The sequence below is a fragment of the Streptomyces sp. NBC_00237 genome (assembly GCF_026342435.1).
In the GTDB taxonomy this organism is placed as follows: domain Bacteria; phylum Actinomycetota; class Actinomycetes; order Streptomycetales; family Streptomycetaceae; genus Streptomyces.
This window is the reverse complement of the sequence record NZ_JAPEMT010000006.1, coordinates 196,346-222,295: the sequence shown is the minus strand read 5'-3', so window position 1 is coordinate 222,295 and position 25,950 is coordinate 196,346. Positions and strand designations below refer to the sequence as shown.

The 25,950-nt window shown below is 71.8% G+C and carries 25 protein-coding genes; 9 read left to right on the top strand and 16 right to left on the bottom strand.

All coding sequences use genetic code 11. The features are described 5' to 3' along the window. Positions 1 to 12: 12 nt before the first annotated feature. The 7 genes from OG897_RS39225 to OG897_RS39195 all read right to left on the bottom strand — a co-directional run bounded on the left by OG897_RS39225 (position 13) and on the right by OG897_RS39195 (position 6,605). Complete coding sequence (locus OG897_RS39225) at positions 13 to 600, bottom strand: hypothetical protein (protein ID WP_266665062.1); 588 nt, start codon at positions 598 to 600, stop codon at positions 13 to 15. A 200-nt stretch (positions 601 to 800) separates the two neighbouring features. Next, positions 801 to 1,100: a hypothetical protein gene (locus OG897_RS39220; RefSeq protein ID WP_266664959.1), complete on the bottom strand. Its 300-nt coding sequence runs from the start codon at positions 1,098 to 1,100 to the stop codon at positions 801 to 803. 91 nt (positions 1,101 to 1,191) lie between these two features. Further along, positions 1,192 to 1,992, bottom strand: a complete 801-nt coding sequence (locus tag OG897_RS39215) for a type III pantothenate kinase (protein WP_266664957.1) — start codon at positions 1,990 to 1,992, stop codon at positions 1,192 to 1,194. Beyond that, entirely contained in the window at positions 1,992 to 3,020 is a 1,029-nt protein-coding gene (nadC, locus tag OG897_RS39210; RefSeq protein WP_266664955.1) for a carboxylating nicotinate-nucleotide diphosphorylase, read from the bottom strand. Before nadC ends, OG897_RS39215 begins: the two co-directional genes overlap by 1 nt. Then, a complete protein-coding gene (locus OG897_RS39205) occupies positions 3,017 to 4,720 on the bottom strand; it encodes an L-aspartate oxidase (RefSeq protein ID WP_266664953.1) in 1,704 nt (567 codons plus the stop codon). The genes nadC and OG897_RS39205 overlap by 4 nt, the downstream gene beginning before the upstream one ends. Beyond that, entirely contained in the window at positions 4,717 to 5,697 is a 981-nt protein-coding gene (panC, locus tag OG897_RS39200; RefSeq protein ID WP_266664951.1) for a pantoate--beta-alanine ligase, read from the bottom strand. The genes OG897_RS39205 and panC overlap by 4 nt, the downstream gene beginning before the upstream one ends. Beyond that, the gene (locus tag OG897_RS39195; protein WP_266664949.1) at positions 5,694 to 6,605 is read right to left on the bottom strand and encodes a Rossmann-like and DUF2520 domain-containing protein; all 912 of its coding nucleotides are present in this window, start codon (positions 6,603 to 6,605) and stop codon (positions 5,694 to 5,696) included. The genes panC and OG897_RS39195 overlap by 4 nt, the downstream gene beginning before the upstream one ends. Before the next feature lie 158 nt (positions 6,606 to 6,763). Between OG897_RS39195 and OG897_RS39190 the strand changes: the two genes are divergently transcribed. Further along, positions 6,764 to 7,975 (top strand): low specificity L-threonine aldolase, encoded by a 1,212-nt coding sequence (locus OG897_RS39190; protein WP_266664947.1) that lies wholly within the window; start codon positions 6,764 to 6,766, stop codon positions 7,973 to 7,975. Here OG897_RS39190 and OG897_RS39185 read toward each other — a convergent pair. Continuing rightward, positions 7,972 to 8,289: a hypothetical protein gene (locus OG897_RS39185; protein ID WP_266664945.1), complete on the bottom strand. Its 318-nt coding sequence runs from the start codon at positions 8,287 to 8,289 to the stop codon at positions 7,972 to 7,974. The genes OG897_RS39190 and OG897_RS39185 overlap by 4 nt on opposite strands. Positions 8,290 to 8,427: 138 nt before the next feature. Between OG897_RS39185 and OG897_RS39180 the strand changes: the two genes are divergently transcribed. After that, entirely contained in the window at positions 8,428 to 9,540 is a 1,113-nt protein-coding gene (locus tag OG897_RS39180) for a DUF5937 family protein (RefSeq protein WP_266665060.1), read from the top strand. 98 nt (positions 9,541 to 9,638) lie between these two features. On the opposite strand, the gene OG897_RS39175 is transcribed toward OG897_RS39180, so the two are convergent. Continuing rightward, positions 9,639 to 10,322, bottom strand: coding sequence for a response regulator transcription factor (locus OG897_RS39175; protein ID WP_266664943.1), 684 nt, complete (start codon positions 10,320 to 10,322; stop codon positions 9,639 to 9,641). Between the two features lie 22 nt (positions 10,323 to 10,344). Beyond that, positions 10,345 to 11,544 carry a sensor histidine kinase gene (locus OG897_RS39170; protein WP_266664941.1) on the bottom strand — a complete coding sequence of 400 codons (1,200 nt, stop codon included), beginning with the start codon at positions 11,542 to 11,544 and terminating at the stop codon, positions 10,345 to 10,347. 175 nt (positions 11,545 to 11,719) lie between these two features. Here OG897_RS39170 and OG897_RS39165 point away from each other — a divergent pair, with 175 nt between their 5' ends. Further along, positions 11,720 to 12,721, top strand: a complete 1,002-nt coding sequence (locus OG897_RS39165) for an SAM-dependent methyltransferase (RefSeq protein WP_266665058.1) — start codon at positions 11,720 to 11,722, stop codon at positions 12,719 to 12,721. 191 nt (positions 12,722 to 12,912) lie between these two features. Next, a complete protein-coding gene (locus OG897_RS39160; RefSeq protein WP_266664939.1) occupies positions 12,913 to 14,076 on the top strand; it encodes an NADH-quinone oxidoreductase subunit D in 1,164 nt (387 codons plus the stop codon). Between the two features lie 19 nt (positions 14,077 to 14,095). Here OG897_RS39160 and OG897_RS39155 read toward each other — a convergent pair whose 3' ends face one another. From OG897_RS39155 to OG897_RS39140, 4 genes are all read right to left on the bottom strand, one after another. Next, entirely contained in the window at positions 14,096 to 15,310 is a 1,215-nt protein-coding gene (locus tag OG897_RS39155) for a hypothetical protein (protein WP_266664937.1), read from the bottom strand. 157 nt (positions 15,311 to 15,467) lie between these two features. After that, positions 15,468 to 16,466 (bottom strand): ABC transporter substrate-binding protein, encoded by a 999-nt coding sequence (locus tag OG897_RS39150; RefSeq protein ID WP_266664935.1) that lies wholly within the window; start codon positions 16,464 to 16,466, stop codon positions 15,468 to 15,470. 73 nt (positions 16,467 to 16,539) lie between these two features. Beyond that, entirely contained in the window at positions 16,540 to 17,208 is a 669-nt protein-coding gene (locus OG897_RS39145) for an ABC transporter permease (protein ID WP_266664933.1), read from the bottom strand. Positions 17,209 to 17,213: 5 nt separating this feature from the next. Beyond that, positions 17,214 to 17,945 (bottom strand): ABC transporter permease, encoded by a 732-nt coding sequence (locus OG897_RS39140; protein ID WP_266664931.1) that lies wholly within the window; start codon positions 17,943 to 17,945, stop codon positions 17,214 to 17,216. 199 nt (positions 17,946 to 18,144) lie between these two features. On the opposite strand from OG897_RS39140, the gene OG897_RS39135 reads away from it, so the two are divergent. After that, positions 18,145 to 19,302 (top strand): ABC transporter ATP-binding protein, encoded by a 1,158-nt coding sequence (locus tag OG897_RS39135; protein WP_266664929.1) that lies wholly within the window; start codon positions 18,145 to 18,147, stop codon positions 19,300 to 19,302. Between the two features lie 29 nt (positions 19,303 to 19,331). On the opposite strand, the gene OG897_RS39130 is transcribed toward OG897_RS39135, so the two are convergent. After that, entirely contained in the window at positions 19,332 to 20,450 is a 1,119-nt protein-coding gene (locus OG897_RS39130) for an esterase family protein (protein WP_266664927.1), read from the bottom strand. 148 nt (positions 20,451 to 20,598) lie between these two features. Here OG897_RS39130 and OG897_RS39125 point away from each other — a divergent pair, with 148 nt between their 5' ends. After that, positions 20,599 to 22,443, top strand: a complete 1,845-nt coding sequence (locus OG897_RS39125) for a phosphatidylglycerol lysyltransferase domain-containing protein (protein WP_266664925.1) — start codon at positions 20,599 to 20,601, stop codon at positions 22,441 to 22,443. A 501-nt stretch (positions 22,444 to 22,944) separates the two neighbouring features. Here the strand turns inward: OG897_RS39125 and OG897_RS39120 are convergent. Then, positions 22,945 to 23,871 (bottom strand): NADP-dependent oxidoreductase, encoded by a 927-nt coding sequence (locus OG897_RS39120; RefSeq protein WP_266664923.1) that lies wholly within the window; start codon positions 23,869 to 23,871, stop codon positions 22,945 to 22,947. Between the two features lie 100 nt (positions 23,872 to 23,971). On the opposite strand from OG897_RS39120, the gene OG897_RS39115 reads away from it, so the two are divergent. The 3 genes from OG897_RS39115 to OG897_RS39105 all read left to right on the top strand — a co-directional run bounded on the left by OG897_RS39115 (position 23,972) and on the right by OG897_RS39105 (position 25,876). Continuing rightward, on the top strand, positions 23,972 to 24,457 hold the full coding sequence (locus OG897_RS39115) for a MarR family winged helix-turn-helix transcriptional regulator (protein ID WP_266664921.1): 486 nt from the start codon (positions 23,972 to 23,974) through the stop codon (positions 24,455 to 24,457). Between the two features lie 112 nt (positions 24,458 to 24,569). Then, complete coding sequence (gene folP, locus OG897_RS39110) at positions 24,570 to 25,439, top strand: dihydropteroate synthase (RefSeq protein WP_266665056.1); 870 nt, start codon at positions 24,570 to 24,572, stop codon at positions 25,437 to 25,439. Further along, positions 25,436 to 25,876: a nuclear transport factor 2 family protein gene (locus OG897_RS39105; RefSeq protein WP_266664920.1), complete on the top strand. Its 441-nt coding sequence runs from the start codon at positions 25,436 to 25,438 to the stop codon at positions 25,874 to 25,876. The genes folP and OG897_RS39105 overlap by 4 nt, the downstream gene beginning before the upstream one ends. Positions 25,877 to 25,950 lie beyond the last annotated feature (74 nt).

Sequence of the window (25,950 nt, the reverse complement as noted above, 5' to 3'; positions counted from 1 at the left end):
GCTCCAGAGTAGCTAGCTCGCCTCGCGTTGTTCCCCGGGGGGCGCGGGCCGCTTGCGGGGCGGGAACGCCTCGGAAGGGGTGGGCATCGGGCGCCCGCGCGCGGGGTTGTCGGCCGGGGCCGGTTCCTTGGGCGCGGGCCGCACCGGCTTGGTGTCGGCCCGGCCGCCGGGCAGTGCGGTGAGGCGGGTGCGCGGGGCGGGCGCGGCGGGGGCCGCCGAGGAGACCGCCGTACGGGCGAGCCTGGCGCGCACCGAGCGTTCGGCGATGCCCTGGCAGCGGCCGAGCAGCGCCGCCGCGAGTGGAAGCGTGCGCAGGGAACGCAGCGAGGCGAGGTCGTCGGGCTGCGGGCGGTATCCGGCCGCCAGGGCGTCCTGGAGGAGCTCCAGGTAGCCGGTGGCGGAGCCGGGGAGCGCGGCCCGGTAGCGGGCGAGGTCGGCGAGGAGGAAGGCGCGCAGCCGTCCCGCCTCGCGGATCGCCTCGTCGACGGATTCGGCCAGGCGCAGGCACTCCCGCACCTCGTCGGAGGGAAGGGGGGCGGGGTGGAGGGCGAGGGCGAGGGCGCGCCGGAGCACACGCAGTTCGTCTGCGCTGAACGCCATGCCGCCGCGGGAACCGTATGGCGTGGGCATGTGGTGACTTTAAGTGCTAAGCGGACAAATTTCGTTTATCGGGTGTTCGGTGGCGCGTTGCCGTGGGTGGAGCCTCCTGCGGGGTCACCTCGACGGTGATCGGGGCCTGGCCGTTGGCCGGGGGCGAAGTCGGCGCGGATCTCGCGCCCCTCGGAGCGCAGGAGCACCTCTTACGGAGGGTGGTGGTAGCGGCCGTCGGGGCCGTGGCTTCCCGGAGGCAGGAAGTGGGCCTGCGGAGCCCAGCGGAGGAGGGGTGGCGCGGAGGGCGCCGCCTCGCGCGGTGGTGCCGCACCGGCGGGCACCGTACCCGCGAAGAAGGCCGCCAGCAGGGCCAGCAGGGCGAGCGGGGCGGCGGCGCGGGACAGTGCGCCGCGCCTCGCCGCGCTCCGCCCTTGCGCAGGGGCTCCCTGTGCCGGTGTTCCCTGCGCCGGTGCTCCGTGCGCCGGTGCTCCGTGCGGTGCGTCGTGCATGCGGGGTACGACCAGCGCCGGTGCGAGGGGGTTGCGCAGCCGTGACAGGGCTCCGCAACCCCCTTGCATCCGGAACCGATCGGGCACACGCTCACATACGGGCGATGTTGCGCTCGTACACCAGGCGCAGGCCGATGAGGGTGAGCCAGGGCTCGTGCTCGTCGACGACGGTGGCCTCGCCGAGGATGATCGGGGCGAGGCCGCCGGTCGCGATGACCGTGACGTCGTCCGGGTCCTGCGGCGAGAGTTCGCGGGCCATGCGGGCGACGACCCCGTCGACCTGGCCCGCGAAGCCGTACACGATGCCCGACTGCATCGCCTCGACGGTGTTCTTGCCGATGACGCTGCGCGGGCGGGCCAGTTCGATCTTGCGGAGCTGGGCTCCCCTGACGCCGAGGGCGTCGACGGAGATCTCGATGCCGGGGGCGATGACGCCGCCGACGTACTCGCCCTTCGCGGAGACCGCGTCGAAGGTGGTGGCCGTACCGAAGTCGACGACGATCGCCGGGCCGCCGTACAGCTCGACGGCGGCGACCGCGTTGACGATGCGGTCCGCGCCGACCTCCTTGGGGTTGTCCATGAGGATCGGCACGCCGGTCTTCACACCGGGCTCGACGAGGACGGCGGGGACGTCGCCGTAGTAGCGGCGGGTGACCTCGCGCAGCTCGTGCAGGACGGAGGGGACCGTCGCGCAGATCGCGATGCCCTCGATGCCGTCGCCCAGTTCGTTGCCGAGCATGGGGTGCATGCCCATCAGCCCCTGGAGGAGGACGGCGAGTTCGTCGGCGGTGCGGCGGGAGTCGGTGGAGATGCGCCAGTGCTCGACGATCTCCTCGCCGTCGAACAGGCCGAGGACGGTGTGCGTGTTGCCGACGTCGATCGTGAGGAGCATCAGGCGGCGTCCCCGGCTGCGGTGTCCGCCTCGCGCAGGTCGAGGCCGATGTCGAGGATCGGGGAGGAGTGCGTGAGCGCCCCGACGGCGAGGTAGTCGACACCCGTGTCGGCGTACGCGCGGGCCGTGTCGAGGGTGAGACGGCCGGAGGACTCCAGGGCGGCGCGGCCCGCGACCAGGGCGACGGCCTCGGCGGTCTGCTTCGGGGTGAAGTTGTCCAGGAGGATCAGGTCGGCGCCCGCCGCCAGGACCTCGGTGACCTGCGCGAGGGTGTCGACCTCGACCTCGATGGCCAGTTCGGGGAAGGCGTCCCGTACGAGCTTGAACGCCTGGGCGACTCCCCCGGCGGCGACGACGTGGTTGTCCTTGACGAGGGCCGCGTCGGAGAGCGACATGCGGTGGTTGACGCCGCCGCCGCAGCGGACCGCGAACTTCTCCAGCGAACGCAGGCCCGGCGTCGTCTTGCGGGTGTCACGGACCTTCGCCCCGGTGCCCTCCAGGGCGTCCGCCCACGCGCGGGTGGCGGTGGCGATGCCCGAGAGGCGGCACAGGAGGTTCAGGGCGCTGCGTTCGCCGGTGAGGAGGTCCCGGGTGCGGGTGGTGACCGTGAGGAGCTTCTGACCGGCTTCCACGCGGTCGCCGTCCTCCACGTGCCGCTCGACCTCGAACTCCTCGGTGCAGACGATGGACAGGACCGTCTCGGCGACGCGCAGGCCCGCGACCGTGCCCGCCTCGCGGGCGGTGAAGTCGCCGGTGGCGACGGCCTCTTCGGGGACGGTCGCGACGGTGGTCACGTCGACGCCGTGCGCGAGGTCCTCGGCGAGGGCGACGTTGGCGATGTCCTCGACCTCGATGGGGTCGAGGCCGCAGTCCAGGAGGAGCTGGGCGAGGTCGGGGTCCAGACCGCAGTCGGAGAGGTCGTAGGTGCCGTCCTCCGCGATCTCCTGCACCGCTCCGCCGGAACAGCCGCAGGCGTCGCCGCAGCCGCCCGCCTGCGGGAGGAGCTGGGGGTTCTCGGGGGTGCTCACTGGTGCTGCTCCTTCGGAAGGGATTCTCGTACGACGGGAGGGAAAGCGGCGGTGGCCGTGCGGCGCACCACAAGACGGTGGTCGTCGGTCAGCCGGACGACGAGGTGGCGCTGCCACTGCGCGTCGTCGCGGTCGGCGTGGTCCTCGCGCCAGTGGCAGCCGCGGGTCTCCTCGCGCTCCTGGGCGGCGGCGACCAGGACGCGCGAGACGCACAGGAGGTTCGTGGTCTCCCAGGACTCGACGCCGGGCTCGGCGGACTTGCCCGAACCGGCGGCCTCGTGGCGCGCGTTGAGGTGTACGGCCTCCAGGGCGTCCGCGGCGTCGGCGAGGCTCTCGGCCGAGCGGAGGACGCCCGCACCCCGCGACATCGTCTGCTGGATCTCCTGGCGGTCGTCCGGAGAGATCAGCGGGAGGACGGTGGCGGGTTCGGTGGGGGCGGCGGGAACCCGGCGGTCGGCGGCGGTCACCGAGTCGGCGATCCGCTCGGCGAACACCAGCCCCTCCAGGAGGGAGTTCGAGGCGAGCCGGTTCGCGCCGTGCACGCCGGTGCAGGCGACCTCGCCGCACGCGTACAGGCCCGGAACGGTGGTCCGGCCCCTCAGGTCGGTGCGGATGCCCCCGGAGGCGTAGTGCGCGGCGGGGGCGACCGGGATCGGCTCGGTCACCGGGTCGATGCCGTGGGAGCGGCAGGCGGCCAGGATGGTCGGGAAGCGCTGTTCCCACATCCGTGCGCCGAAGTGCCGCCCGTCCAGGTACATGTGGGCGGTGCCCTGCTCCTGCATGCGGCGCATGATCGCCTTGGCGACGATGTCGCGGGGCGCGAGTTCGGCGAGTTCGTGCTGCCCGAGCATGAAGCGCACGCCGTCCGCGTCGACGAGGTGCGCGCCCTCGCCCCGTACGGCTTCGGACACCAGCGGCTGCTGGCCCTCCGCGCCTTCGCCGAGGAAGAGCACCGTCGGGTGGAACTGGACGAATTCGAGGTCGGAGACCTCCGCGCCCGCGCGCAGTGCGAGGGCGACGCCGTCGCCGGTGGAGACCGCCGGGTTGGTGGTGGCGGCGAACACCTGGCCCATGCCGCCGGTGGCGAGGACGACGGCGGGGGCGTTCACCGCGCCGACGCCGTCGTGCTGGCCCTCACCCATGACGTGCAGGGTGACACCGCTGGTGCGTCCCTCGGCGTCGATGAGGAGGTCGAGGACGAGGGCGTTCTCGACGGTGCGCACGGACTGTGCGCGCACCGCGTCCACGAGGGCCCGGGAGATCTCCGCGCCGGTGGCGTCGCCGCCCGCGTGCGCGATGCGCCTGCGGTGGTGGCCGCCCTCGCGGGTGAGCTGGATGACACCGCTGTCGGGGTCGGTGTCGAAGTGCGCCCCGGTGGCGATCAACCGCCGTACGGCGTCGGGGCCTTCCGTCACCAGGGTGCGTACGGCTTCCTCGTCGCAGAGGCCCGCTCCGGCGACCAGAGTGTCGTCCAGGTGCTGCTGAGGGGTGTCGCCGTCTCCGAGGGCCGCGGCGATGCCGCCCTGGGCCCAGCGGGTGGAGCCGTCGTCCAGGCGGGCCTTGGTGACGACGACGGTGCGCAGTCCGGCGGCGGTGCAGCGCAGGGCGCAGGTGAGGCCCGCGACTCCGGAGCCGACGACGACGACGTCGGCGTCGATGGACCAGCCGGGGGCGGGTGCGGCGAGGCGTATGCCGGTCACGGTGCTGCTCCTGGGGTGTGCTGCGGTGCGTTCGCCGCGTTGTTTACGTCGTTGCTCACGTTGTTGCCTGCGTCGTTGCTTACGTCGTTGCTTGCGTCGTTGCTTGCGTCGTTGCTTGCGTCGTTGCTTACGTCGCCGAAGGTCAGCGGCAGGTTGTCGATGAGGCGGGTGGCGCCGACCCGGGCGGCGACGGCGAGGACCGCGTCGCCCCGGTGCCCGTCGCCGGCGTCGGTGAAGTCGGCGGGGTCCACGAGCGCCACGTAGTCGAGGTCGAGCCCTGTCGCCTCTTTGAGGACGCGGTGCGCCGCTTCCCGTACCGCTGGGGGAGTCGTCTGCGCGGCACCCGCGAACAGCGCCGCCGACAGTGCGAGGGCGGTGCGGCGTTCGTCGGCGGAGAGGTAGCGGTTGCGGCTGGAGCGGGCCAGGCCGTCGTCCTCACGGACGGTGGGGACGGCGACGATCTCGACGGGGAAGTTGAGGTCGAGGACCATGCGTCTGATCAGTGCGAGTTGCTGGGCGTCCTTCTGGCCGAAGAAGGCCAGGTCGGGGGCGGTCAGGTGGAGCAGCTTGGCGACGACGGTGAGCATGCCGTCGAAGTGCCCGGGCCGGGTGGCACCTTCGAGGCGTTCGCCCATGGGACCTGCGGAGAGCCGCACCTGCGGGTCGCCGCCCGGGTAGACCTCGTCGACGGAAGGGGCGAACACGGCGTCCGCGCCCGCCTCCCCGGCGAGGGCGAAGTCGGCGTCGAGGGTGCGCGGGTAGCGGTCGAGGTCCTCGTTCGCACCGAACTGGAGGGGGTTGACGAAGACAGTGACGATCACCTGTCCTGCGGCTCCCGCGCGCTCCCGTGCGGTACGGATCAAGGTGGCGTGCCCGTCGTGCAGCGCGCCCATGGTCATGACGACGCAGCGGCGGCCGGTGCGGGGCAGGGCGGCCAGTTCGGCGGCCGTACGGACGAGGGCGGGCGTCGCGGTCATCGCAGGTCGCCTTCCGCGAGGACGCCGAGGAGGTCTTCGGCGAGCTCGGGTTTGAGGAGGCCGTGCGCGAGGGCGCGGTCGGCCGTCGTACGGGCCATCGCGAGGTAGCCCGCGACGGTCTGCGGGGCGTGCTTGCGCAGCTCCGTGACGTGCGCTGCGACGGTGCCCGCGTCGCCGCGTGCGACGGGTCCTGTGAGGGCTCCGTCGCCGGAGCGCAGGGCGTTGTCGAGGGCCGCGCCCAGGAGCGGGCCGAGCATCCGATCGGGGGCCTCGACGCCTGCGGTGCGCAGCAGCTCCATCGACTGGGCCACGAGGGTGACCAGGTGGTTAGCGCCGAGGGCGAGGGCCGCGTGGTAGAGCGGGCGGGCCTCTTCGGCGATCCACTCGGGCTCGCCGCCCATCTCGATGACGAGGGCCTCCGCGGCCAGCCTGAGCTCCTCGGGGGCGGTGACCCCGAAGGAGCACCCGGCGAGGCGCTGGACGTCCACGGACGTGCCCGTGAAGGTCATCACGGGGTGCAGGGCGAGCGGCAGCGCACCGGCGCGCAGGGCGGGCGCGAGGACGTTCGTGCCGAACCGGCCGGAGGTGTGCACCAGGAGCTGCCCCGGACGGATCGCCCCGGTCTCGACGAGGCCCTCGACGAGACCGGGCAGGGCGTCGTCGGGGACGGTCAGCAGGACGAGGTCGGCACGGGCCAGGACCTCGGCGGGGGTGACCAGGGGGATGCCGGGCAGCAGGGCGGCGGCACGGCGCACGGAGGCGTCGGAGACGCCCGACGCGGCGACGGGACGGTGGCCCGCCTGGCGCAGGGCGGCGGCGAGGGCGGTGCCGACGCGGCCCGCTCCGACCACACCGACGGTGAGGCGGGCGGGGCGGTCGGAGGGGTCGGGGAGGTGGGGTGGGTTCACTTTCGAAACGGCCTTCCGTTCCAGTCCGCAGGGGGTACCGGACGACTGGTCGTCATGCTACGCCAGGGGTTCGGGCGGTTACCGGGGGCGGAGATCCGGGCCTTTCGGGGGCGCGAAACCCCGGTGCCGTCCAGGCGTGGGTGGGCCATCATCGCCGGATGAGCGACGACAGCAGTGGTTCCGGCAGCCCCACGCCGAGCCTCGCCCCCAGTACCGACCCCGGCCCCGGCCCCAGCCCCAGCCCCTCCCCCGACCAGCGCAGGCGTGACGCCTGGCGTGGTGCGAAGAAGGTGCTGGCGCGGGTCCCCGTCGAGCACCGGATCGGTGACAGCTTGGCCGCGCTCGCGGCGGACGCGGGTGCGGTGTACGACCTCGACGCGTACGTCGACCTGTACGGCGACGGCGTCGTCGGGGAGCTGGAGCGGCGCACCGCCCGCGCCCTCGGTAAGGAGGCCGCCGCGTTCTTCCCCACCGGCACCATGGCGCAGCAGGTCGCCCTCCGGTGCTGGGCGGGGCGCACCGGCAACAGCACGGTCGCGCTGCACCCCCGCGCGCACCCGGAGCAGCACGAACGCAACGCCCTCTCCGAGGTGAGCGGATTGCGCACCGTGCACCCCACGGGCGAGCCCCGGCTGCCGACCGCCGAGGAGGTGCGCGACTTCGAGGAGCCCTTCGGCACCCTGATGCTCGAACTGCCGCTCCGGGAGGCGGGGTTCGTCCTGCCGTCGTGGGAGGAGCTGGAGGAGGTCGTGGAGGCGGCCCGGGAGCGGGACGCGGTCGTCCACTTCGACGGGGCGCGGCTGTGGGAGTGCACCGAGCACTTCGGGCGTCCTCTGGAGGAGATCGCCGCGCTCGCGGACACCGTGTACGTGTCGTTCTACAAGTCGCTGGGGGGAATGTCCGGGGCGGCGCTCGCGGGCCCCGCGACGCTGATCGAGGAGGCGCGGACCTGGCGGCACCGGTACGGCGGCGACCTCTTCCACCAGTACCCGGCGGCGCTGAGCGCCCTGCTCGGCCTGGCGCGCGAACTGCCCCGGCTGCCGGAGTACGTGGCGCACGCCAAGGTGGTGGCGGAGGCGCTCGGGGAGGGTCTGCGGGAGGCGGGGGTGCCGTGGTTCCGGGTGAATCCGGAGGTCCCGCACACGCATCAGTTCCAGGTGTGGCTGCCGTACGCCGCGGACGTCACGACGGACGCGGCGGTACGGCAGGCGGAGGAGACCGGGGTGGCCCTGTTCCACCGGTGGTTCCCGTGTCCGGAGGGACCTCCGGGGATTTCGGTGACCGAGGTGACGGTGGCGGCGCAGGGGCTGGAGTGGACCGCGCGGGACGTGCGCTCGGCGCTGGCCGCATTCGTCGGCCGCATCGCCTAGTTGCAGTCCGCCGTACGGGGACGGGCCGGGCGCGCTCCCTGTACGGCCCGCCTCGCACCGGAGCGGTCCGTACGGAAGCGGTCCATACGGAAGCGGCTCGTACGGAAGCGGTCCGCGAGCCGGGCGAAGGCGGCCCTGAGGTAGGCACCGGCGGGGCGTTCGGCGACCACCGCGCGGAAGCGGAGGTCGTCCCGGACGGTGTCGCGGAGTTCGCGGACCGTCTCCCAGTCGTGCCGACCGGGAGCGGGCGGGGTCGGGGTGCCGTGCTGGGCGGCGCGGTAGGCGTCGAAGAGGTGCTGCTGGGATGCGTTCATGTGCTGCACGCTGCACCCGGCGCTGCCGTCCCCGCCAACCGATTGACGAGGTCAGCCAATCGGACCGCCGTCGATTGACGGGGGCCGTCAATCGGCGGGTTGATTGTCAGTGGTGGCGTGCACCATGGGGCCATGAGCGTGTCCATCGACATCACCGGACTTCCGCCCGAGCGGATCGACTTCGCGATCTCCCCCCTGGCGGAGCTCGGCATGGCCCTGCACGCCCTGTCCGAGCCCGGCCACCATCCGGGGCACCACGGCTGGGCGACGGCGACCGCCGCCGGGCTGAAGCCGGACCTCGCGGACCGGCTGACCGAGGCGGACTTCCTGTGGCGGACGACGTTCTCGGACGTCTTCATGCCGTTCGCGGGGGTCAAGGGGCGGGCGCGGGTGCCGGGCACCACGCTCGCCGAGGAACTGGACCTGCTGGACCTGCTGGACGACGAGGCGTTCGTGTCGGTGGCCCTGGAGTTCACCTGCTCCGCCACGTACGCGGCGGGCGGCCCCTCGCCCCTGGTGAACGCCGAACTCCAGTCCCGCGCCCTCGACCTGGCGGCGGCGCGCGGCCCCAAGCCACTGGAGTTCACCGACCGGCTGCTGAAGGACCCCGGTGCCGTCCGGCTGTGGATGCGGCGGCTCTTCGAGGACTGCGAGGACGCGTTCTTCGCGGACACCTGGCACCGGGTACGGGTCCAGTTGGCCGCCGACGCCCGCCAGAAAACCGACCTGCTGCGCCGCCGCGGCCTGGCGGCGGCCCTGGAGGCGGTGTCCCCCGCCGTCGCGCTGGACGAGGCCACGCACCGCATCCGGGTCGACAAGCTGGCCGAGGGGCACACCACCGCCACCAATCCGGAGGACGGCGCCGGGCTGACCCTCATGCCCTCCACTTTCGGCTGGCCGCACCTGATGGTGCTGCACGCCCCGGGCTGGCGCCCGGTGATCCACTACCCGGTGGGCACCCCCGAGCTGAACGCGCCCGCCTCGCTGGAGCTATTGCAGCGCCGGATGGAAGCCCTGTCGCACCCGCTGCGGATGCGGCTGTGCCGCTTCCTGGGCAGGACTCCGTACACGACGCTGGAGCTGGCTGACGCGCTGGACATCACCGCCCCCGAGGTGTCCCGCCACCTCACCGTCTTGAAGAAGGCCGGGCTGATCACGGCACAGAGGCGCGGCCGGTACGTACTGCACCAGCTGGACATGACGGTGGTGGCCCGGCTCGGCAGCGACTTCCTGGAGGGGGTGCTGCGGTAGACGATCCGCCCGGCCTCGAAATCCCCGCACCCAGGAGGCCCGAAGGCCCGCGAACCCGGACCCCAGGGGCCCGCGAACCCGGGCTCCGGAGCCCCGGACTACGCGCCGCCCGGCGATCCCCCGGCCCGCACCAGCCCGGTCTCGTACGCGAGCACGACCACCTGCACGCGGTCGCGCAGCCCGAGCTTGGTCAGGATGCGGCCCACGTGCGTCTTCACGGTGGCCTCGGAGAGGACGAGGCGGGCGGCGATCTCGCCGTTCGACAGCCCCTGCGCGACGAGCAGCATCACTTCGCGCTCGCGGTCGGTGAGCTTCTCGATCTCCTTGTGCTGCGGCTCCTTGCCGGTGCTCGGCAGCATCGGCGAGAAGCGGTCGAGCAGCCGCCGGGTGGTGGACGGCGCGACGACCGCGTCGCCGCTGTGCACCGAGCGGATCGCGGCCAGCAGTTCGGCCGGGGGCACGTCCTTGAGCATGAAGCCGCTGGCCCCCGCCTGGAGCCCGGAGAAGGCGTACTCGTCCAGGTCGAAGGTGGTCAGGATGAGCACCCGCGGCGCGTCGTCCTGCGCGCAGATCCGCCGGGTCGCCTCCACTCCGTCCAGCCTCGGCATGCGTACGTCCATCAGGACGACGTCCACGGCCGTGGTGCGCAGGACGTCCAGCGCCTCCTGTCCGTCGCCCGCCTCGGCGACGACCTCCATGTCCGGCTGGGCGGCCAGCACCATGCGGAATCCGGTGCGCAGCAGCATCTGGTCGTCGACGAGCATCACGCGAATCGGCGGCATAAGGGGCTCTCCATGGGGGGTGTCAGTGGGCGGGCTTGAGCGGCAGCAGCGCGCTGATCCGGAAGCCGCCGCCGGGGCGCGGACCCGCGTCCAGCGTGCCGCCGACCATACCGACCCGCTCGCGCATGCCGATCAGGCCGTGGCCCTGACCGTCCGCGCCGCCGTCCTCGTACAGCTCGTGGGCGGCTCCGCGCCCGTCGTCCTCGACGAGCAGCCCGAGGCCGTCGTCGAAGTAGACCAGCCGCACGCTGGCGCCGACGTCGGGACCGCCGTGCTTGCGGGTGTTGGTGAGGGCTTCCTGCACGATGCGGTACGCGGTGAGCTCGACGCCGCTGGGCAGCGGGCGGGCGGTGCCCTCGACGCGGAAGTCGACGGTGAGCCCGGCGATCCGCACCTGCTCGATCAGGTCCTCGATCTGCTGGACGTCGGGCTGCGGCACGTACTCGCCGCTCTCCGGCGCCTCGCCGCTGCGCAGCACGCCGAGCAGCCGCCGCATCTCGGCGAGCGCCTGCCGGCCGGTGGTGGAGATCGTCTCCAGGGCCTGCTTCGCCTGCTCCGGCGAACCGTCCATGACGTACGCGGCGCCGTCCGCCTGGACGATCATCACGGACACGTTGTGCGCGACGACGTCGTGCAGCTCGCGGGCGATGCGGGCGCGCTCGGCGGCGACGGCGACCTTCGCCTGCGCCTCACGCTCCCTCTCCAGCCTCGACGCCCGTTCCTCCAGCTGCGCGAAGTACGCGCGGCGGGTGCGCAGGGAGTCGCCGAGGACCCAGGCGAGGAGGAACGGAATGGTCAGGAAGATCGCGTACGCGATCGGGGCGGCGGCCCCGTCGGCCTTGTCCACCGGCCAGCGGAGCTGGGAGATGGTCGCCGCGAGCAGTGAGCCGCCGAGCGCCAGCCGGGAGGCCCAGCGGGCCCCGTTGGCGGCCACCGTGTAGACGATCACGAGCATCGCGAAGTCCGCCGTGTGCGGCATGACGTCGAGCACCACCTGGGAGAGTCCGGTGACGACGGCGAGCAGCAGCATCCACTCCGGGAAGCGGCGGCGCAGCGCGACCACCAGGCACAGCAGCAGGACGCTGACGATGCCCACGCCAGGGAGCAGGCTCCCGTCCCAGGCGTAGCCCGCGGACGCCGTGGACATCCCGAGGAGAATCACAGCCCAGAAGCTGTCGACGCTCGTCGGGTGTCTGCGGATGAAGTCGTAGAGGCGCTGCACATGTCCAGCGTAGGGAAACCACGGAGGCCATTGGGTCAACCGGAGGGGCGATCCACCTGTCCGCCCCCTACTCCCCAAGGTGGAGACTCAGGGGAGACTGGGTGCTGTGAACGACCGGTCGACTCCGCCTGGCAGGCGGGACAATACAAACGTTTCGGACGCGGCGGGCGACTGGCTGGGCTGGCGCGCGGCCACGGAGCGCGCGCTCTACGGACCGGGCGGCTTCTATCTGCGCCCCGAGGGCCCGGCCGCCCATTTCCGTACGTCGGTGCACGCGTCCCCGCTCTTCGCCGGGGCCGTCGCACGCGTCCTGATGCGTACGTACGAGGACCTGGGCGGCCCCTCCCGCCTCCCCGTGATCGACCTCGTCGACATCGGCGCGGGCCGCGGCGAACTCCTGACGGGAGTGCTGGCGGCGCTTCCGCCCGGGGTCGGGGTGCGTGCGTACGGTGTCGAGAAGGCCCCGCGCCCGGCCGCTCTGGACCACCGCATCGAGTGGTGCGCCGAGCCTCCGAAGGGGGTCAGCGGACTGGTCTTCGCGAACGAGTGGCTGGACAACGTGCCGGTGGACGTGGCGGAGGCGGACGAGGACGGCGTACCTCGCCTTGTGGAGGTACGGACATCCGACGGCACGCAGCGGCTGGGCCCGCCGGTCTCGGGCGCGGACGCGCGGTGGCTGGAGCGGTGGTGGCCGCTGGCCGGGCACCCCGGCCACCGGGCGGAGATCGGCCGCCCGCGCGACGAGGCGTGGGCGTCGGCGGTGGGGACGCTGGACGCGGGCCTGGCGGTGGCGGTGGACTACGCGCACGCGCTGGGTTCCCGGCCGCCCTTCGGGACGCTGAGCGGGTTCGCCGGGGGGCGGGAGGTACGGGCGGTGCCGGACGGTTCGTGCGACGTGACGGCGCACGTGGCCCTCGACGCGTGCGCGGAGGCGGCGCGGAGTCTCGCCGTACACACGGAGCTGCTGACGCAGCGGGAGGCGCTGGGGCGGCTCGGGGTGTCGGGGACCCGCCCTCCGCTGACGCTGGCATCGAGCGACCCGACGGCGTACGTGCGGGCACTTTCGGGGGCGGGGGAGGCGGCGGAACTGGTGCAGCGGGGCGGGCTGGGGGACTTCGGGTGGCTGATGCAGAGGACATATAGCCCGTCACGCACCTCCAGCGCGTCCGGCGTTTGAGGACGCGCGGCGAAGCCGTGCTGGGGGCGAGGGGCGTAGCCCCCCTCCGTCACCCCAGCCCCGTCAGGGTTGAGGTGCGGGGCCGGGGTCGGGGCAGCCCGCCGCAGGCGAACCCGGGCTCCGCTCAACAAGATCAAGCGGCCCGGCCCGCAGGGCCCCTCTTCCGGGCCCCCCGGGAGATACTGGCCCCCATGACGCCGCAGCAGACGCCCCCGCAGACGACCACCGTCGGCATCGGCGGTGCCGCCGAGTCCACCGACATGGTGCTCAACATCGGCCCCCAGCACCCCTCCACCCACGGCGTCCTGCGCCTCAAGCTCGTCCTCGACGGCGAACGCATCCAGCACGCCGAACCCGTCATCGGCTACATGCACCGCGGCGCGGAGAAGCTCTTCGAGGCCCGCGACTACCGCCAGATCGTCATGCTGGCCAACCGCCACGACTGGCTCTCCGCGTTCTCCAACGAGCTCGGCGTCGTCATGGCCGTCGAGCGCATGCTCGGCATGGAGGTCCCGGAGCGCGCGGTGTGGACCCGCACCCTCCTCGCCGAACTGAACCGCGTCCTCAACCACCTGATGTTCCTGGGCTCGTACCCTCTCGAACTCGGCGGCATCACCCCCGTCTTCCACGCCTTCCGCGAGCGCGAGGAACTCCAGCACGTCATGGAGGAGATCTCCGGGGGCCGTATGCACTACATGTTCAACCGCGTCGGCGGCCTCAAGGAGGACCTTCCCGCGGGCTGGCTCGGCCGGGTCCGCGACGCCGTCGCCTCGGTCCGCTCGCGCATGAACATCTACGACGACCTGGTCCTCGGCAACGAGATCTTCCGCGGCCGCACCCGGAACGTCGGCGTCCTCTCCCCCGAAGCCGTCCACGCCTACGGCGTCTCGGGCCCCATCGCCCGTGCCTCCGGCGTCGACTTCGACCTGCGCCGCGACGAGCCGTACCTCGCGTACGGCGAGCTCCAGGACACCCTCAAGGTCGTCACGCGCACCGAGGGCGACTGCCTGGCCCGCTTCGAGTGCCTCCTCGAACAGACCCACAACGCGCTCGACCTCGCCGACGCCTGCCTGACCCGCATCGCCGACCTGCCGCCGGGTCCCATCAACCAGCGCCTGCCGAAGGTCCTCAAGGCCCCCGAGGGCCACACCTACGCGTGGACCGAGAACCCGCTCGGCATCAACGGCTACTACCTGGTGTCCAAGGGCGAGAAGACCCCGTACCGCCTCAAGCTGCGCTCGGCGTCCTTCAACAACATCCAGGCGCTGACCGAACTGCTCCCCGGAACACTGGTCGCCGACATGGTCGCGATCCTCGGCTCGCTCTTCTTCGTGGTCGGCGACATCGACAAGTAACGCACTCCGCGCAGGGGGTTCAGGATCCCGCGACGCTCCTGAGCCCCGCCACGTCCAGCTGCTCGGTCTCGTCATGCGCCGTCAGGTCGATGACCTCGCCGACCGCGTCGCCGCTCACCGCACGCGCCGAACGGTGCTCCGCGAGCGCCTCGTCCCCGACGACGTCCGCCAGATCGGCGTCCTGTACGGAGTCCACGGGCCGCTCGGACCGCACCGAGGGCTCCTCCTCGACACCGGCACCGGCACCGGCACCGGCACCAGCGGCCGCCCCCGCGCCCTTCCCCGTACCGAAGAAGTCGAAGCCGCCCTGCTTGCGCACCGCGGGCAGGTTCTGCGGGGCGTACGGCGCGAGCGCGCCCGACGGCCGCATGTGCTCCCGCAGTTCCCTCGTCGGTACGGGAGCCCGCACGGCGGCGCGTACGGGAAGCCGCACGGGAGGTACGGGAAGCACGGGAGGCTGCACGACGGCCGGAACCGGAGCCAACGCCTCCACCCCGGTCGGCTCCACGGCCGGAGCCACCGGACCCACCGGACCCACCGGACCCACCGGACCCACCGGACCCACGTGACCGACCGGCGCCACCGGAGCCACCGGCGCCTCCTCGACCCGAGCAGGAGCCTGCGCCGGAACCCGCACCTCCACTTCACGCCCGGTCCGCCCCGCGCCGGCCGCCAGCTTCTCCAGCGCAGCGGCCGCCCGCGCGTACGCCGCCGGAGTCGGCGTGGAAGCCGCCGCCGTCAGCTCCTTGGGCAGCGGGAAAGGAGCGGCGGGCGCGGCAGCCGCCTCCAGCTCCAGCAGCCGCCGCCGCTCCAGCGCGGTCGCCCGCTCCGTCTCGGCGGTCGCGTACCGGCGCAGCAGCGCGGCGTGCTCGTTGCGCAGCCCGGCCAGCTCCACGCGCTTGGTGCGCAACTTGCCTTCGAGGCGGATCCGCAGGGCGCGGGACTCCTCCAGGTCGCCCTCCAGATCGGCGACCCGCTCCTCGGTCTTCCACACGTCGGCCTCGCGGGCGCGGTTCAGCTCGGCGACCGTACGTCCGGCAGTGCGGTCCCAACTGCGCATCAGCGCGGCCCCGGTGACGGCCGCCGCGGCTGCCGCGGCGACCAGTATCCGGAGCACCACGGGTTCCGCCACGAACCAGGCCCCACCCGCGATCACGAGCGAGGCGCCCGCGACCGTGGAAGGCGGCAGCAGTTTGTGCAGGGGTGGGGAATGGCGGTGGCGTCCACGTGGCATGGCTTGAAATTTACCGTGCCCGAGACACGTATGGGGTATCGCCCGTAAATCTGTTCGCGCCAGTTACGCGGAGAACCTCCCCCGCGCCCCCGAACGGGCCCGGGAAGCTCCGGGCGCACCCCATTCCCCCGCCATCCCCTCCCTTTTCCTCTCCGTACTACTTCTTGACGAGCCCCTTCGACTCCAGATAAGCCTTCGCGACGTCGGCTTCCTTGGCGCGCTCGATGTCGACCTTGCGGTTGAGTTCGCCGAGGTCGGCGGTGGTCAGTGCCTTGGTGAGCTTGCCGAGGGCCTCGGCTATCGCCGGGTCCGAGGCGTCCTTGGCGTTGACCACGGGCAGCAGGTTGTCGGCGTTCTGGAGCTTCTTGTCGTCCTGGAGGAAGACCAGGCCGAAGCTGTCGATGGTGGCGTCGGTCGTGGTGGTGAGGACGAGCTGGTCCTCACCGTCCTTGACGGCCTGCTTGGACTGGGGGGTGCCGACGCCCTTGGGGTCGATCCCGACGACGTCGATGCCGTACGTGGACTTCAGACCGGGCGCGCAGAACGGCCGGATCTCGCATTCGTCGCCCGCCGCGATCTTGACCTTGAGCTTGGACTTCCCCAGGTCGGAAAGGGTCGTGAGCTTGTTCTTCGCGGCGAATTCCTTGGTCACCGCGAAGGCGTTCTGGTCGACGGCCTCTCCGGCGGGCAGGACCTTCAGCCCGAGCGGAGTGGCCAGCTTCTCCAGTGCGGCGACGGTGGCGGCGACATCGGGCGAGGCCAGCGGCTTCTTCTCGGCCTCCTTGGCGCCGTTCACCTTCGCGTTGAGGAATTCCGTGAGCGTCGCCGCGTATTCCGGGATGACGTCTATCTCGCCCTTCTCCACCGAGGGTTCGTACAGCTCACGGTTCTTGACGACGGTCACCGAGGTGTCGTATCCGGCGTCCTTCAGCACCTGCGCGTACAGCTCCGCCAGCACCTTGGACTCGGTGAACGCGGCGGCGCCCACCACCAGCGAGCCCTTCTTGCCGCCGCCGGAACCCGCCCCGGAACCGGCGGAAGCGCCACCGGCCCCCGGCTTCTCCTTCTCCAGGCTGTCGCCGCCGCACGCGGCGAGCGAACCGGTCAGGGCAACCAGGCCGACTACCGCGCCCGCGAGGCGTGAGGTCTTGGTCATGAGGATTCACCATCCGTGAGGTGCGCGAAGCGCAAGAACAGAAAAGAGAACAACGAAGCAGAACGCGGGCCGCTCACACGGTCTTCCGCAGCGGTGAGCAGACCCGCCCGAGCAGCACCAACGCCCCCTCCACCAGCAGCGCGAGCAACGCCACCAGCACGGCGCCCGCGACGACCTGCGCCGTGTCGTACGTGTTGAACCCGGCGGTGATGATCCGCCCGAGACCGCCCTGGCCGACCATCGCGGCGATCGAGGCGGTGGCCACCACCTGGACGGCGGCCGATCGCAGACCGGTCATCACCAGGGGGTACGCGAGGGGCAGTTCCACCCGCAGGAAGAGCTGCGTGCCCGACATGCCCATGCCGCGCGCGGCCTCCACGACCGCCCGGTCCACCTCCCGCACCCCCACGTAGGCGTTGGTCAGCAGGGGCGGCACCGCGAACAGCACCAGCGCGATGATCGTCGGCACGTATCCGGCGGACCGCAGCGGCGAGACCATGAAGAGCGCCAGCACCGCGAACACGGGAACGGCCCGACCCGCGTTGGAGATGTTGACCGCGAGCGTGCCCCCCTTGCCGAGGTGCCCGAGCAGGAAGGCCAGCGGCAGCGCCAGCAGGCACGCCACTCCCAGCGCGACCCCGCTCACGTACAGGTGTTCCGTCAGCCGGGCCCAGACCCCGCCGTCACCCGACCAGTTCGATCCCGTGACCAGCCAGGTCCAGGCATCCCCGAGCACACCCATCGCGATCAGCCCGCCTCAACAGCCGCAGAAGTCTTGCGTATGCGCTCGCCGCGCGGCTCCCGGCGCGCCTTGGGCGCTCGCGTCCAGGGCGTCAGCAACCGCTGCAAACCGAGGAGGAGCAGATCGGCGGCGAGCGCCAGCAGTACGCACAGCACGGACGCGGCGAGCACCTGCGCCTTGAAGAACGTGGGCAGCGCGTCCTCGATCAGGTTCCCGAGCCCGCCCCGCCCGACGATGGACCCGACCGTGGTCAGCGCCACCGTCGACACCGTCGCGATCCGCACACCCGCCATCAACGCGGGCAGGGAGAGCGGCAGTTCGACCTCCCACAGCATCCGCCACGGCCCGTACCCCATCCCGCGCGCCGCTTCCCTGGCCTCCTCCGGCACCGCTTCGAGCCCGGCCAGGATGTTCCGTACGAGGATGGTCAGCGAGTACAGCACAAGACCGGTGATCACCAGCGCCGACGACAGACCGAAGAAGGGCAGCAGCAGCGAGAACATCGCCAGCGAGGGCACGGTGTAGAGGATCGTGGTGAGCCCGAGGACCGGCCCCGCGAACCGCTTGTGCCGCCGTGCGAGCACGGCCAGCGGCAGCGCCACGGCCAGCCCGATCAGCACCGACGCCACCGTGATGCCCACGTGCTGGAGCGTCGCGTCGGTCAACTCCTGACTGCGGGAACGCAGGTACTCCCCGCAGATCCAGTCGTTCGTCACCAGACAACTCTGCTCGCTCACGCGTTCCCACCTCCCCCGATCCGGCCGTTCCACACTGCTGGAGCCGGAGCCGGATCCCCCATGTGGAACGTATGTTCAATGCCCGTGGAAGGACCATATCGCCGACCACTGACAACGCACTCGGCCCGGTTCGGGCTGCCACATCCCGGCAACACGCCCTTCACACAACACCCGCCACCAGCCGCCACAATGGGGACCCATGATCCGGTTCGAGCACGTCACCAAGCGCTACGCCGACGGAACGACCGCCGTCGACGACCTGTCCTTCGAGGTCGCCGCAGGTGAACTCGTCACGCTCGTCGGCCCGTCGGGCTGCGGCAAGACCACCACCATGAAGATGGTCAACCGGCTCATCGAGCCCACCGGGGGCCGGATACTCCTGGACGGCGAGGACATAGCCGAGGTCGACCCCGTCGAACTCCGCCGCCGGATCGGGTACGTCATCCAGCAGGTCGGCCTCTTCCCGCACAGGACCGTCCTCGACAACACGGCCACCGTCCCGCACCTGCTGGGCGTGAAGAAGTCCGCGGCACGCGCGCGCGCCGCCGAACTCCTCGACCTGGTCGGCCTCGACCCCACGGTCTACGGATCGCGCTACCCGGAACAGCTCTCCGGCGGCCAGCGCCAGCGCGTCGGCGTCGCCCGCGCACTCGCCGCCGACCCGCCCGTGCTGCTCATGGACGAACCCTTCGGCGCGGTCGACCCGGTGGTCCGCGAGCGCCTCCAGAACGAGTTCCTGAAGCTCCAGTCGCAGGTCCGCAAGACCGTGCTCTTCGTGACGCACGACATCGAGGAGGCCGTCCGCCTCGGCGACCGCATCGCCGTCTACGGACAGGGCACCATCGAACAGTTCGACGCTCCTGCCGTGGTGCTCGGCGCACCCGCCACCCCGTACGTCGCGGACTTCGTCGGCGCGGACCGCGGCCTCAAGCGGCTCTCGGTGACGCCCATAGAAGAAGGCGACCTGGAGCAGCCTCCCGTGGTGCACCTCGACGACCCGATGCGCGACGCCTCACAGCGCCTGTCCGCACAGGGCTCGCGCTGGGCCGTCGTACTGGACGCGCAGGACAACCTCCACGGCTGGATCCCCGCCGGAACCGCGACGCAGGACGGAACGGTGCGCGAGCACGCCCGGCGGATGGAGGCGTGGCTGCCCGTGGGGGCGTCGCTGAAGCAGGCGTTCGCGACGATGCTCCAGCACGACGCCGGGTGGATCGCGGTGATCGACGAGCGGAGCGAGGGCCGGTTCCTGGGCGTACTCACTCCGGCCCGTCTGCACGAGGCCCTGCGCCGGTCCATCGACGCGGACGGGCGCAAGGTCTCCCGTACGGAGGTGGACGTGGAGACCGTGGGCTGATCCTCACGGGGACGGCCCGGCCCCGGTCGTCACGGGGTGAGCTTCTTGCTCATCCACTCGATGACGGCCGGAATCTCCCGCTTCCAGGTGTTGAAGTTGTGACCGCCGCTGTTCAGCGTGATCGACGAGACGTGCGTCGGCGGCTTCACCTTCCTGATGAACTCGGCCGTCGGCTTCTTGTTGTCCTCGCCCTTCAAGCTGGTGGTGAGGAGCAGGGAGGTCTTGGGCGCGGGCAGGTTGTCCAGCGCCCACAGCAGGTCGGCGCGCTTCTTGAGGTTCTCGTCGCCGCCGAAGAGGTCACCGGTCGTCGGGTCGTCCGCCGCCTTGTAGTACGGGGAGAGCCCGGCGCCCGCGGCGAACCTGTCCGGGTGCGCCATGGCGATCTTCACGGCGCAGTAGCCGCCGGTGGAGTTCCCCATGAAGCCCCAGTTCTCGGGCTTCGTCCCCACCCGGTACGCGGAGGAGACGGCGCGCGGCAGGTCCTTGGCGAAGAACGTCTCGGTCTGCGGCCCGCCCGGAATGTCGACACACTCGGTGTCACGCGGCGGCGCGATCGTCGGACGCATCAACACCATGATCATCGGCTGTGCCTTTCCCGCACGCGCCTGCATCAGAGCGGTCTGGGGATACCGGAGCCCTTTGATGAGATTCATCGCGATGCCCGGGTAACCCGTCAGCACGACCGTCGCCGGAAAGGTCTTCTTCGCGTACTCCGGCTGGAAGTACTCCGGCGGCAGGTAGACGAACGCGGGGCTCACGATCTTGGACTGGCTGCCCTCGATCCGTACTTCCTGTATCTGCCCGCCCGAGGTCGGCTTGTTGCCGCCGGGCACGTCCATCGCCTGCGTGCCGATGAGCTGCGCCAGCTTGTTGCCGCCGTTGCCGCCCGCGTGGTCGACGACCACGCCCATCTGGTCCTCCTGGCCGAAGAGGTCGGCCCAGGAGCCGTAGAAGAGGAACGACTTGTTCGCGGCGAGGCCGATCGCGGCGAACAACGCCAGCTGGGTCGCCAGCAGCATGCCGATCCTGCCCAGCACGGAGCGCCAGGTACGTCCCGAAAGACGCGGCCAGAGCCAGATCGTGGCGGCGAAGAGCAGCACCGCGATCACTACGGCGAGCAGAAGGACTTTGCTGCTGGTGAGACCCATGTCGAGATCGTTACTTCCTGGATGAGGATTTCCTGAGAGCTGAGTGAACCCCGCTCCCGCAAGCACCGTCCTAGTGAACGCACAATGTCCGGACGGACCTTCTCCTGGGTTCCACGGGCATAAACCTCTCGCGGAACCTCGGGAAGCGATGTCAATCAGAATAGATGGGGATAAGTCCGGAGCGGTTCCGGATCGGGTGCGACGGATCTTGCGCGGACCCCGACCGGAGTCGGTCCCTTCGCTGGTGGGCGCGGCCGTCACGCTCGTCGGCCTGCTCGACATCGCCGCCGGGGTCTTCCCCCGTTTCCGGCACAGCAAGATGCACAGCCTGGCCGAAGTCCTCCCCGGAACCTTCGGCCCCTTCGCCGCGGCCTTCTCCCTCACCGTGGGCGTCCTGCTGCTCCTCCTCGCCCACGGCCTCAAGAGGCGCAAGCGCCGCGCCTGGCGCTCCGCGGTGTTCCTGCTGCCGGTCGGCGCGGTCGCCCAGTACACCTACCGGCACTCCGTCATCGGCGTCCTGATCGCCCTGGCACTCCTGACACTCCTGATAGTCCATCGGAGTGAATTCGCGGCCCTTCCCGACCCCCGCAGCCGCTGGAAGGCCCTCACCAACTTCGTCCTCATGACCGTCGGCTCCCTCGCCCTCGGTCTCCTGATCGTCAGCTCCCACCCTCGGAAGCTGGTGGGCGACCCGAGCGTGCTGGAACGCCTGGAACACGTCCTGTACGGCTTGGTGGGCCTCGAAGGCCCCCTCTCCTACGGCGGCCAGGTCTCCTGGACCGTCGGCTACTCCCTCGGCGCGCTCGGCTGGATCACCGCGATCACCACGATCTACCTGGCCTTCCGCCCGGAACACCCCGCCGCCCGCCTCACCGAGGAGGACGAGACCCAGCTCCGCGCCCTCCTCACCAAGCACGGCGACCGGGACTCGCTGGGCCACTTCGCGCTCCGCCACGACAAGGCGGCGGTCTTCTCCCCGTCCGGCAAGGCAGCCGTCACCTACCGCGTGGTCTCCGGCGTGATGCTCGCCAGCGGCGACCCGATCGGCGACGTCGAGGCGTGGCCCGGCGCGATCGAACGCTTCATGCAGGAAGCCAAGGCCCACTCCTGGACCCCCGCCGTGATGGGCTGCTCGGAAACGGGCGGCGAGGTCTGGACCCGCGAAACGGGCCTCGACGCTCTCGAACTCGGCGACGAAGCGATCGTCGACGTCCCCGACTTCTCCCTCTCGGGCCGTGCGATGCGCAACGTGCGCCAGATGGTCAAGCGCATCGAACGCAACGGCTACGAGACCCGCGTGCGCCGCGTCGGCGACCTCGACGCCGACGAGCTGACCCGCATCCGCCGCGCCGCCGCCGACTGGCGCGGTACGGAGACGGAGCGCGGCTTCTCGATGGCCCTGGGCCGCGTGGGCGAGCCCGGCGACGAGGACTGCTTCATCGCGACGGCCCACAAGGCCGTGGCGGAGGGCGAGGCCCCCGGCCCGTACGGCGATCTGAAGGCCGTCCTGCACTTCGTCCCGTGGGGCCCGGACGGCATGTCCCTGGACCTGATGCGGCGCGACCGCAGCGCGGACCCGGGCATGAACGAACTCCTCATCGTCGCCTCCCTCACCGCGGCTCCCTCCCTCGGCATCACCAAGGTCTCCCTGAACTTCGCGATGTTCCGCTCGGCCCTGGCCCGCGGCGAGAAGCTGGGCGCGGGCCCGGTCCTGCGGGGCTGGCGCGGTCTGCTGGTCTTCCTCTCCCGCTGGTTCCAGATCGAGTCCCTGTACAAGTTCAACGCGAAGTTCCGCCCGCGCTGGGAGCCCCGCTTCGTGGTCTTCCGCACCACCAGCGACCTTCCGCGCATCGGCTTCGCCGCGATGCAGGCAGAGGGCTTCGTCACGCTGGCCCTCCCCCGCCTCCTCCGCCGCAAGCCTTCACCGCGCCGGGGCCCGCAGCCGTGCGCCCACGTACCGGCACAACCGGTAGAAATCGAACGCGTCGCTTAACCAAAGCCGCCCCCGCCCGCGCATGCGCTCCCTGCTCGCCGGGACTCGCGTGGACGTGCCCCTTCAGGGGCGCGGGGCTGTGTCACTGTGCGGCTCCGCCGCGCATGCGCTCCCGGCTCCGCTGGGGCTTGCTAAGACGTGCCCCTTCAGGGGCGCGGGGAACTGCGCGACCAGCCCCCACGCACCCGCACGTATCCGAGACAGCCGCGCGGCGAGCGCTTTAGGTGAAGGGGCGGGGAGGGGCAGCCCGCCGCAGGCGCACCCGGGCGCGGCGCACCTGATCGCGGAGGTACCAGCGGGCGGCACCGGGGCGGGCCCGGAGGAGAGGGGCCGCCCCCTTGCCCGCCCGTTCCGCCCCCGGGGGGCGGCCCCGCCGCCCAAGGAGGCGAGGCGGAACGGAGGAAGCTGGCCCGCCGCCGAAGGGAACTAGGCGGAGGGGCGGCCTCAGGGCCCTAAAGGGCTGAGGGAGCGGAGAAGGTGCGGCTCCGTCGGTGAAAAGGGCTAGGAGACCCGGATCGCGATCTTGCCCCGCGTATGCCCCGCCATGCTCTCCCGAAAAGCCTCCGCGACCTTCTCCAGCGGATACACCGACGCCACCTCGACCTTGAGCTCCCCCCGCTCCACAAGCGCCCCCAACTCCGTCAGATCCCCCGCGTCCGGCCGTACGAAGACGTACGACCCGCCCAGCCCGATCACCGCCCCGTCCGCGACGGACGCCAGCCTCCCGCCCGCCGCGAGGAGCGAGGGCGACACCTGGAGCGCCTCGCCCCCGACCAGGTCGAGCACCGCGTCCACCCCGTCCGGGGCGACCTCCCGCACGCGCTCCTCCAGCCCGTCCCCGTACGCCACGGGAATCGCTCCCAGCTCACGCAGGTACGCGTGGTTCCTCTCGCTCGCGGTGCCGATGACCTCGGCCCCGAGCGCCCTCGCGATCTGTACGGCGAGCGATCCCACCCCACCGGCCGCCGCGTGCACGAGTACGGTCTCGCCCGCCCGCACCCCCAGGCTCTTCACCAGTGCCTGGTACGCGGTGAGCCCGGCCAGCGGCAGCCCCGCGGCCTCCTCGAAGCTCATGTTCGCGGGCTTGCGGGCCAGCGTCCGGACGGGAGCGGCCACGTACTCGGCGAACGTCCCCCGGCCCACGAGGTCCTCCCGCACGTAACCCACGACCTCGTCACCCGGGGCGTACTCGGACACGGAGGCGCCCGCCTTCTCGACGACACCCGCCACGTCCCACCCGGGGACGACCGGGAACACGGCGTCCAGCACCGGATCGAGGTACCCCCCGAGGATCTTCCAGTCCACAGGATTGACCGAGGCCGCCTTCACCCGGATCAGCACGGAGTCCGGCCCCAGTTTGGGTTCGGGCCGCTCGACGTACTCCAGGACGTCGGGGCTGCCGTATGCGCTGTACGTGATGGCCTTCATCGAAGAACTCCAAACTCAATAGTTGACTATCTCAAGCACTGACTCCGACGTTAAGCCTCAATCATTGAGATGGTCAAGTTTTCCGGCGTACACTCGTCCCATGCCAGCCAACCCCCCGCACCCGGCCCCCGCATCTCAGGACGGGTCCGCCCCGCCGACCAAGGCCGAGCTCGTCGGCCGGCTGGCTGCGTCCTTCGGCCTCTACTACGGCGACTTCACCCTCGCCGCCGCCACCGAGGGCCTCACCGCCAGCCAGGCCAAGGCCCTCAGCGTGCTGCGCGCGACGCCCGCCCCCATGCGCGCCCTCGCCACCACCCTGGCCTGCGACGCCTCCAACATCACCGGCATCGTCGACCGGCTGGAGAAGCGCGAACTGGTGCGCCGCGAGCCCAGCCCCACCGACCGCCGCGTGAAGAACGTCGTCCTGACCGTGGCGGGCGAGGTGACCATCGACGCCATCCGGGCCCGCATGCACACCACACTGAGCGCTCTGGACACCCTGGACGACTCCGAGCGCACCGCGCTCTTCACCCTCCTGGGGCGGGTTTTCCCGGACAGCCGGGGCGGTCCGGATATCACCTGTTGACGCCTACGCTTGGCGCATGAGTACGTTGCGCACACGCTCCGCCGCTGGACTGCCGGAAGGACTCCCCGAGGGGCTGCCGGAGGGACTCCCCCAGTGGGACCGCTGTGCGGTCATGGGCGTCGTCAACGTCACGCCCGACTCCTTCTCCGACGGCGGCCGCTGGTTCGACACCGCCGCAGCCGTCAAGCGCGGCCTGGCCCTCGTCGCGGAGGGCGCCGACCTGGTCGACGTGGGCGGCGAGTCCACCCGCCCCGGAGCCAGCCGCGTCGACGCCGCCGAGGAGCTCAAGCGGGTCGTGCCCGTCGTGCGCGGCCTGGTCTCCGAGGGCGTCGCCGTCTCCGTGGACACCATGCGCGCCGCCGTCGCCGAGCAGGCCGTCGCCGCGGGCGCGGTCCTCGTCAACGACGTCAGCGGCGGCCTCGCCGACCCCGCCATGGTCCCCGCCGTCGCCGCCACCGGCGCCCCCTTCGTCGTCATGCACTGGCGCGGCTTCAGCGAGAACATGAACAGCCTCGCCGTGTACGACGACGTGGTCGCCGAGGTCGTGGCCGAACTCCGCACCCGGGTGGACGCCGTCGTCGCGGGCGGCATCGACCCGCAGCGCATCGTCGTCGACCCCGGCCTCGGCTTCGCCAAGCGGGCCGAGCACGACCTCGCGCTCCTCGCCCACCTGGGCGACCTGCGCGCCCTGGGCTTCCCGCTCCTGGTGGCCGCCTCCCGCAAGCGCTTCCTCGGCCACGTCCTGGCGGGCGAGGGCGCCGCCCCGCCGCCCGCCCGCGAGCGCGACGCCGCCACCGCCGCCGTCTCCGCCATCGCCGCCCACGAGGGCGCGTGGGCGGTCCGGGTGCACGAGGTACGGGCCACGGCGGACGCCGTACGGGTCGCCCGCGCCGTCGCGGGCGCACGCGACCCACGGACGCCGAACGGCCCACGGTCGGCACACGGCCCACGGACGGCCACCCCCGCGGCGGGCCCCCGGTGACCCCCCGAGGCACCGACGCCGAGCAGGTCGAGCTGGCCAACACGGCGTTCTACGAATTCCTGGAGCGCGGCGACTTCGAGGAGCTGTCCGCGCTCTGGCTGGACGACGAGATCTCCTGCGTGCACCCCGGCTGGCCGGTGCTCGCGGGACGCGGCGAGGTGCTGCGCTCGTACGCGCTGATCATGGCGCACACGGACTACATCCAGTTCTTCCTGACCGACGTGAAGGTCTCCGTGATGGGCGACACCGCCCTGGTGACCTGCACCGAGAACATCCTCAGCGGCGGCCCCGCCGACGAGGAGAGCGGCGAACTGGGCCCGCTGGTGGGTCAGTTGGTCGTCGCCACCAACGCCTTCCGGCGCACCCCGGACGGCTGGCGGCTCTGGGCGCATCACGGCTCGCCCGTCCTCGCCGACGGCGACGAGGACGACGACTGACGCGGCTTCCCTTCGATTCCTCCTCCTGGGGGACGGCGAATCCCCACGACCAGTGGGTAGAGGCACCGGAGAAT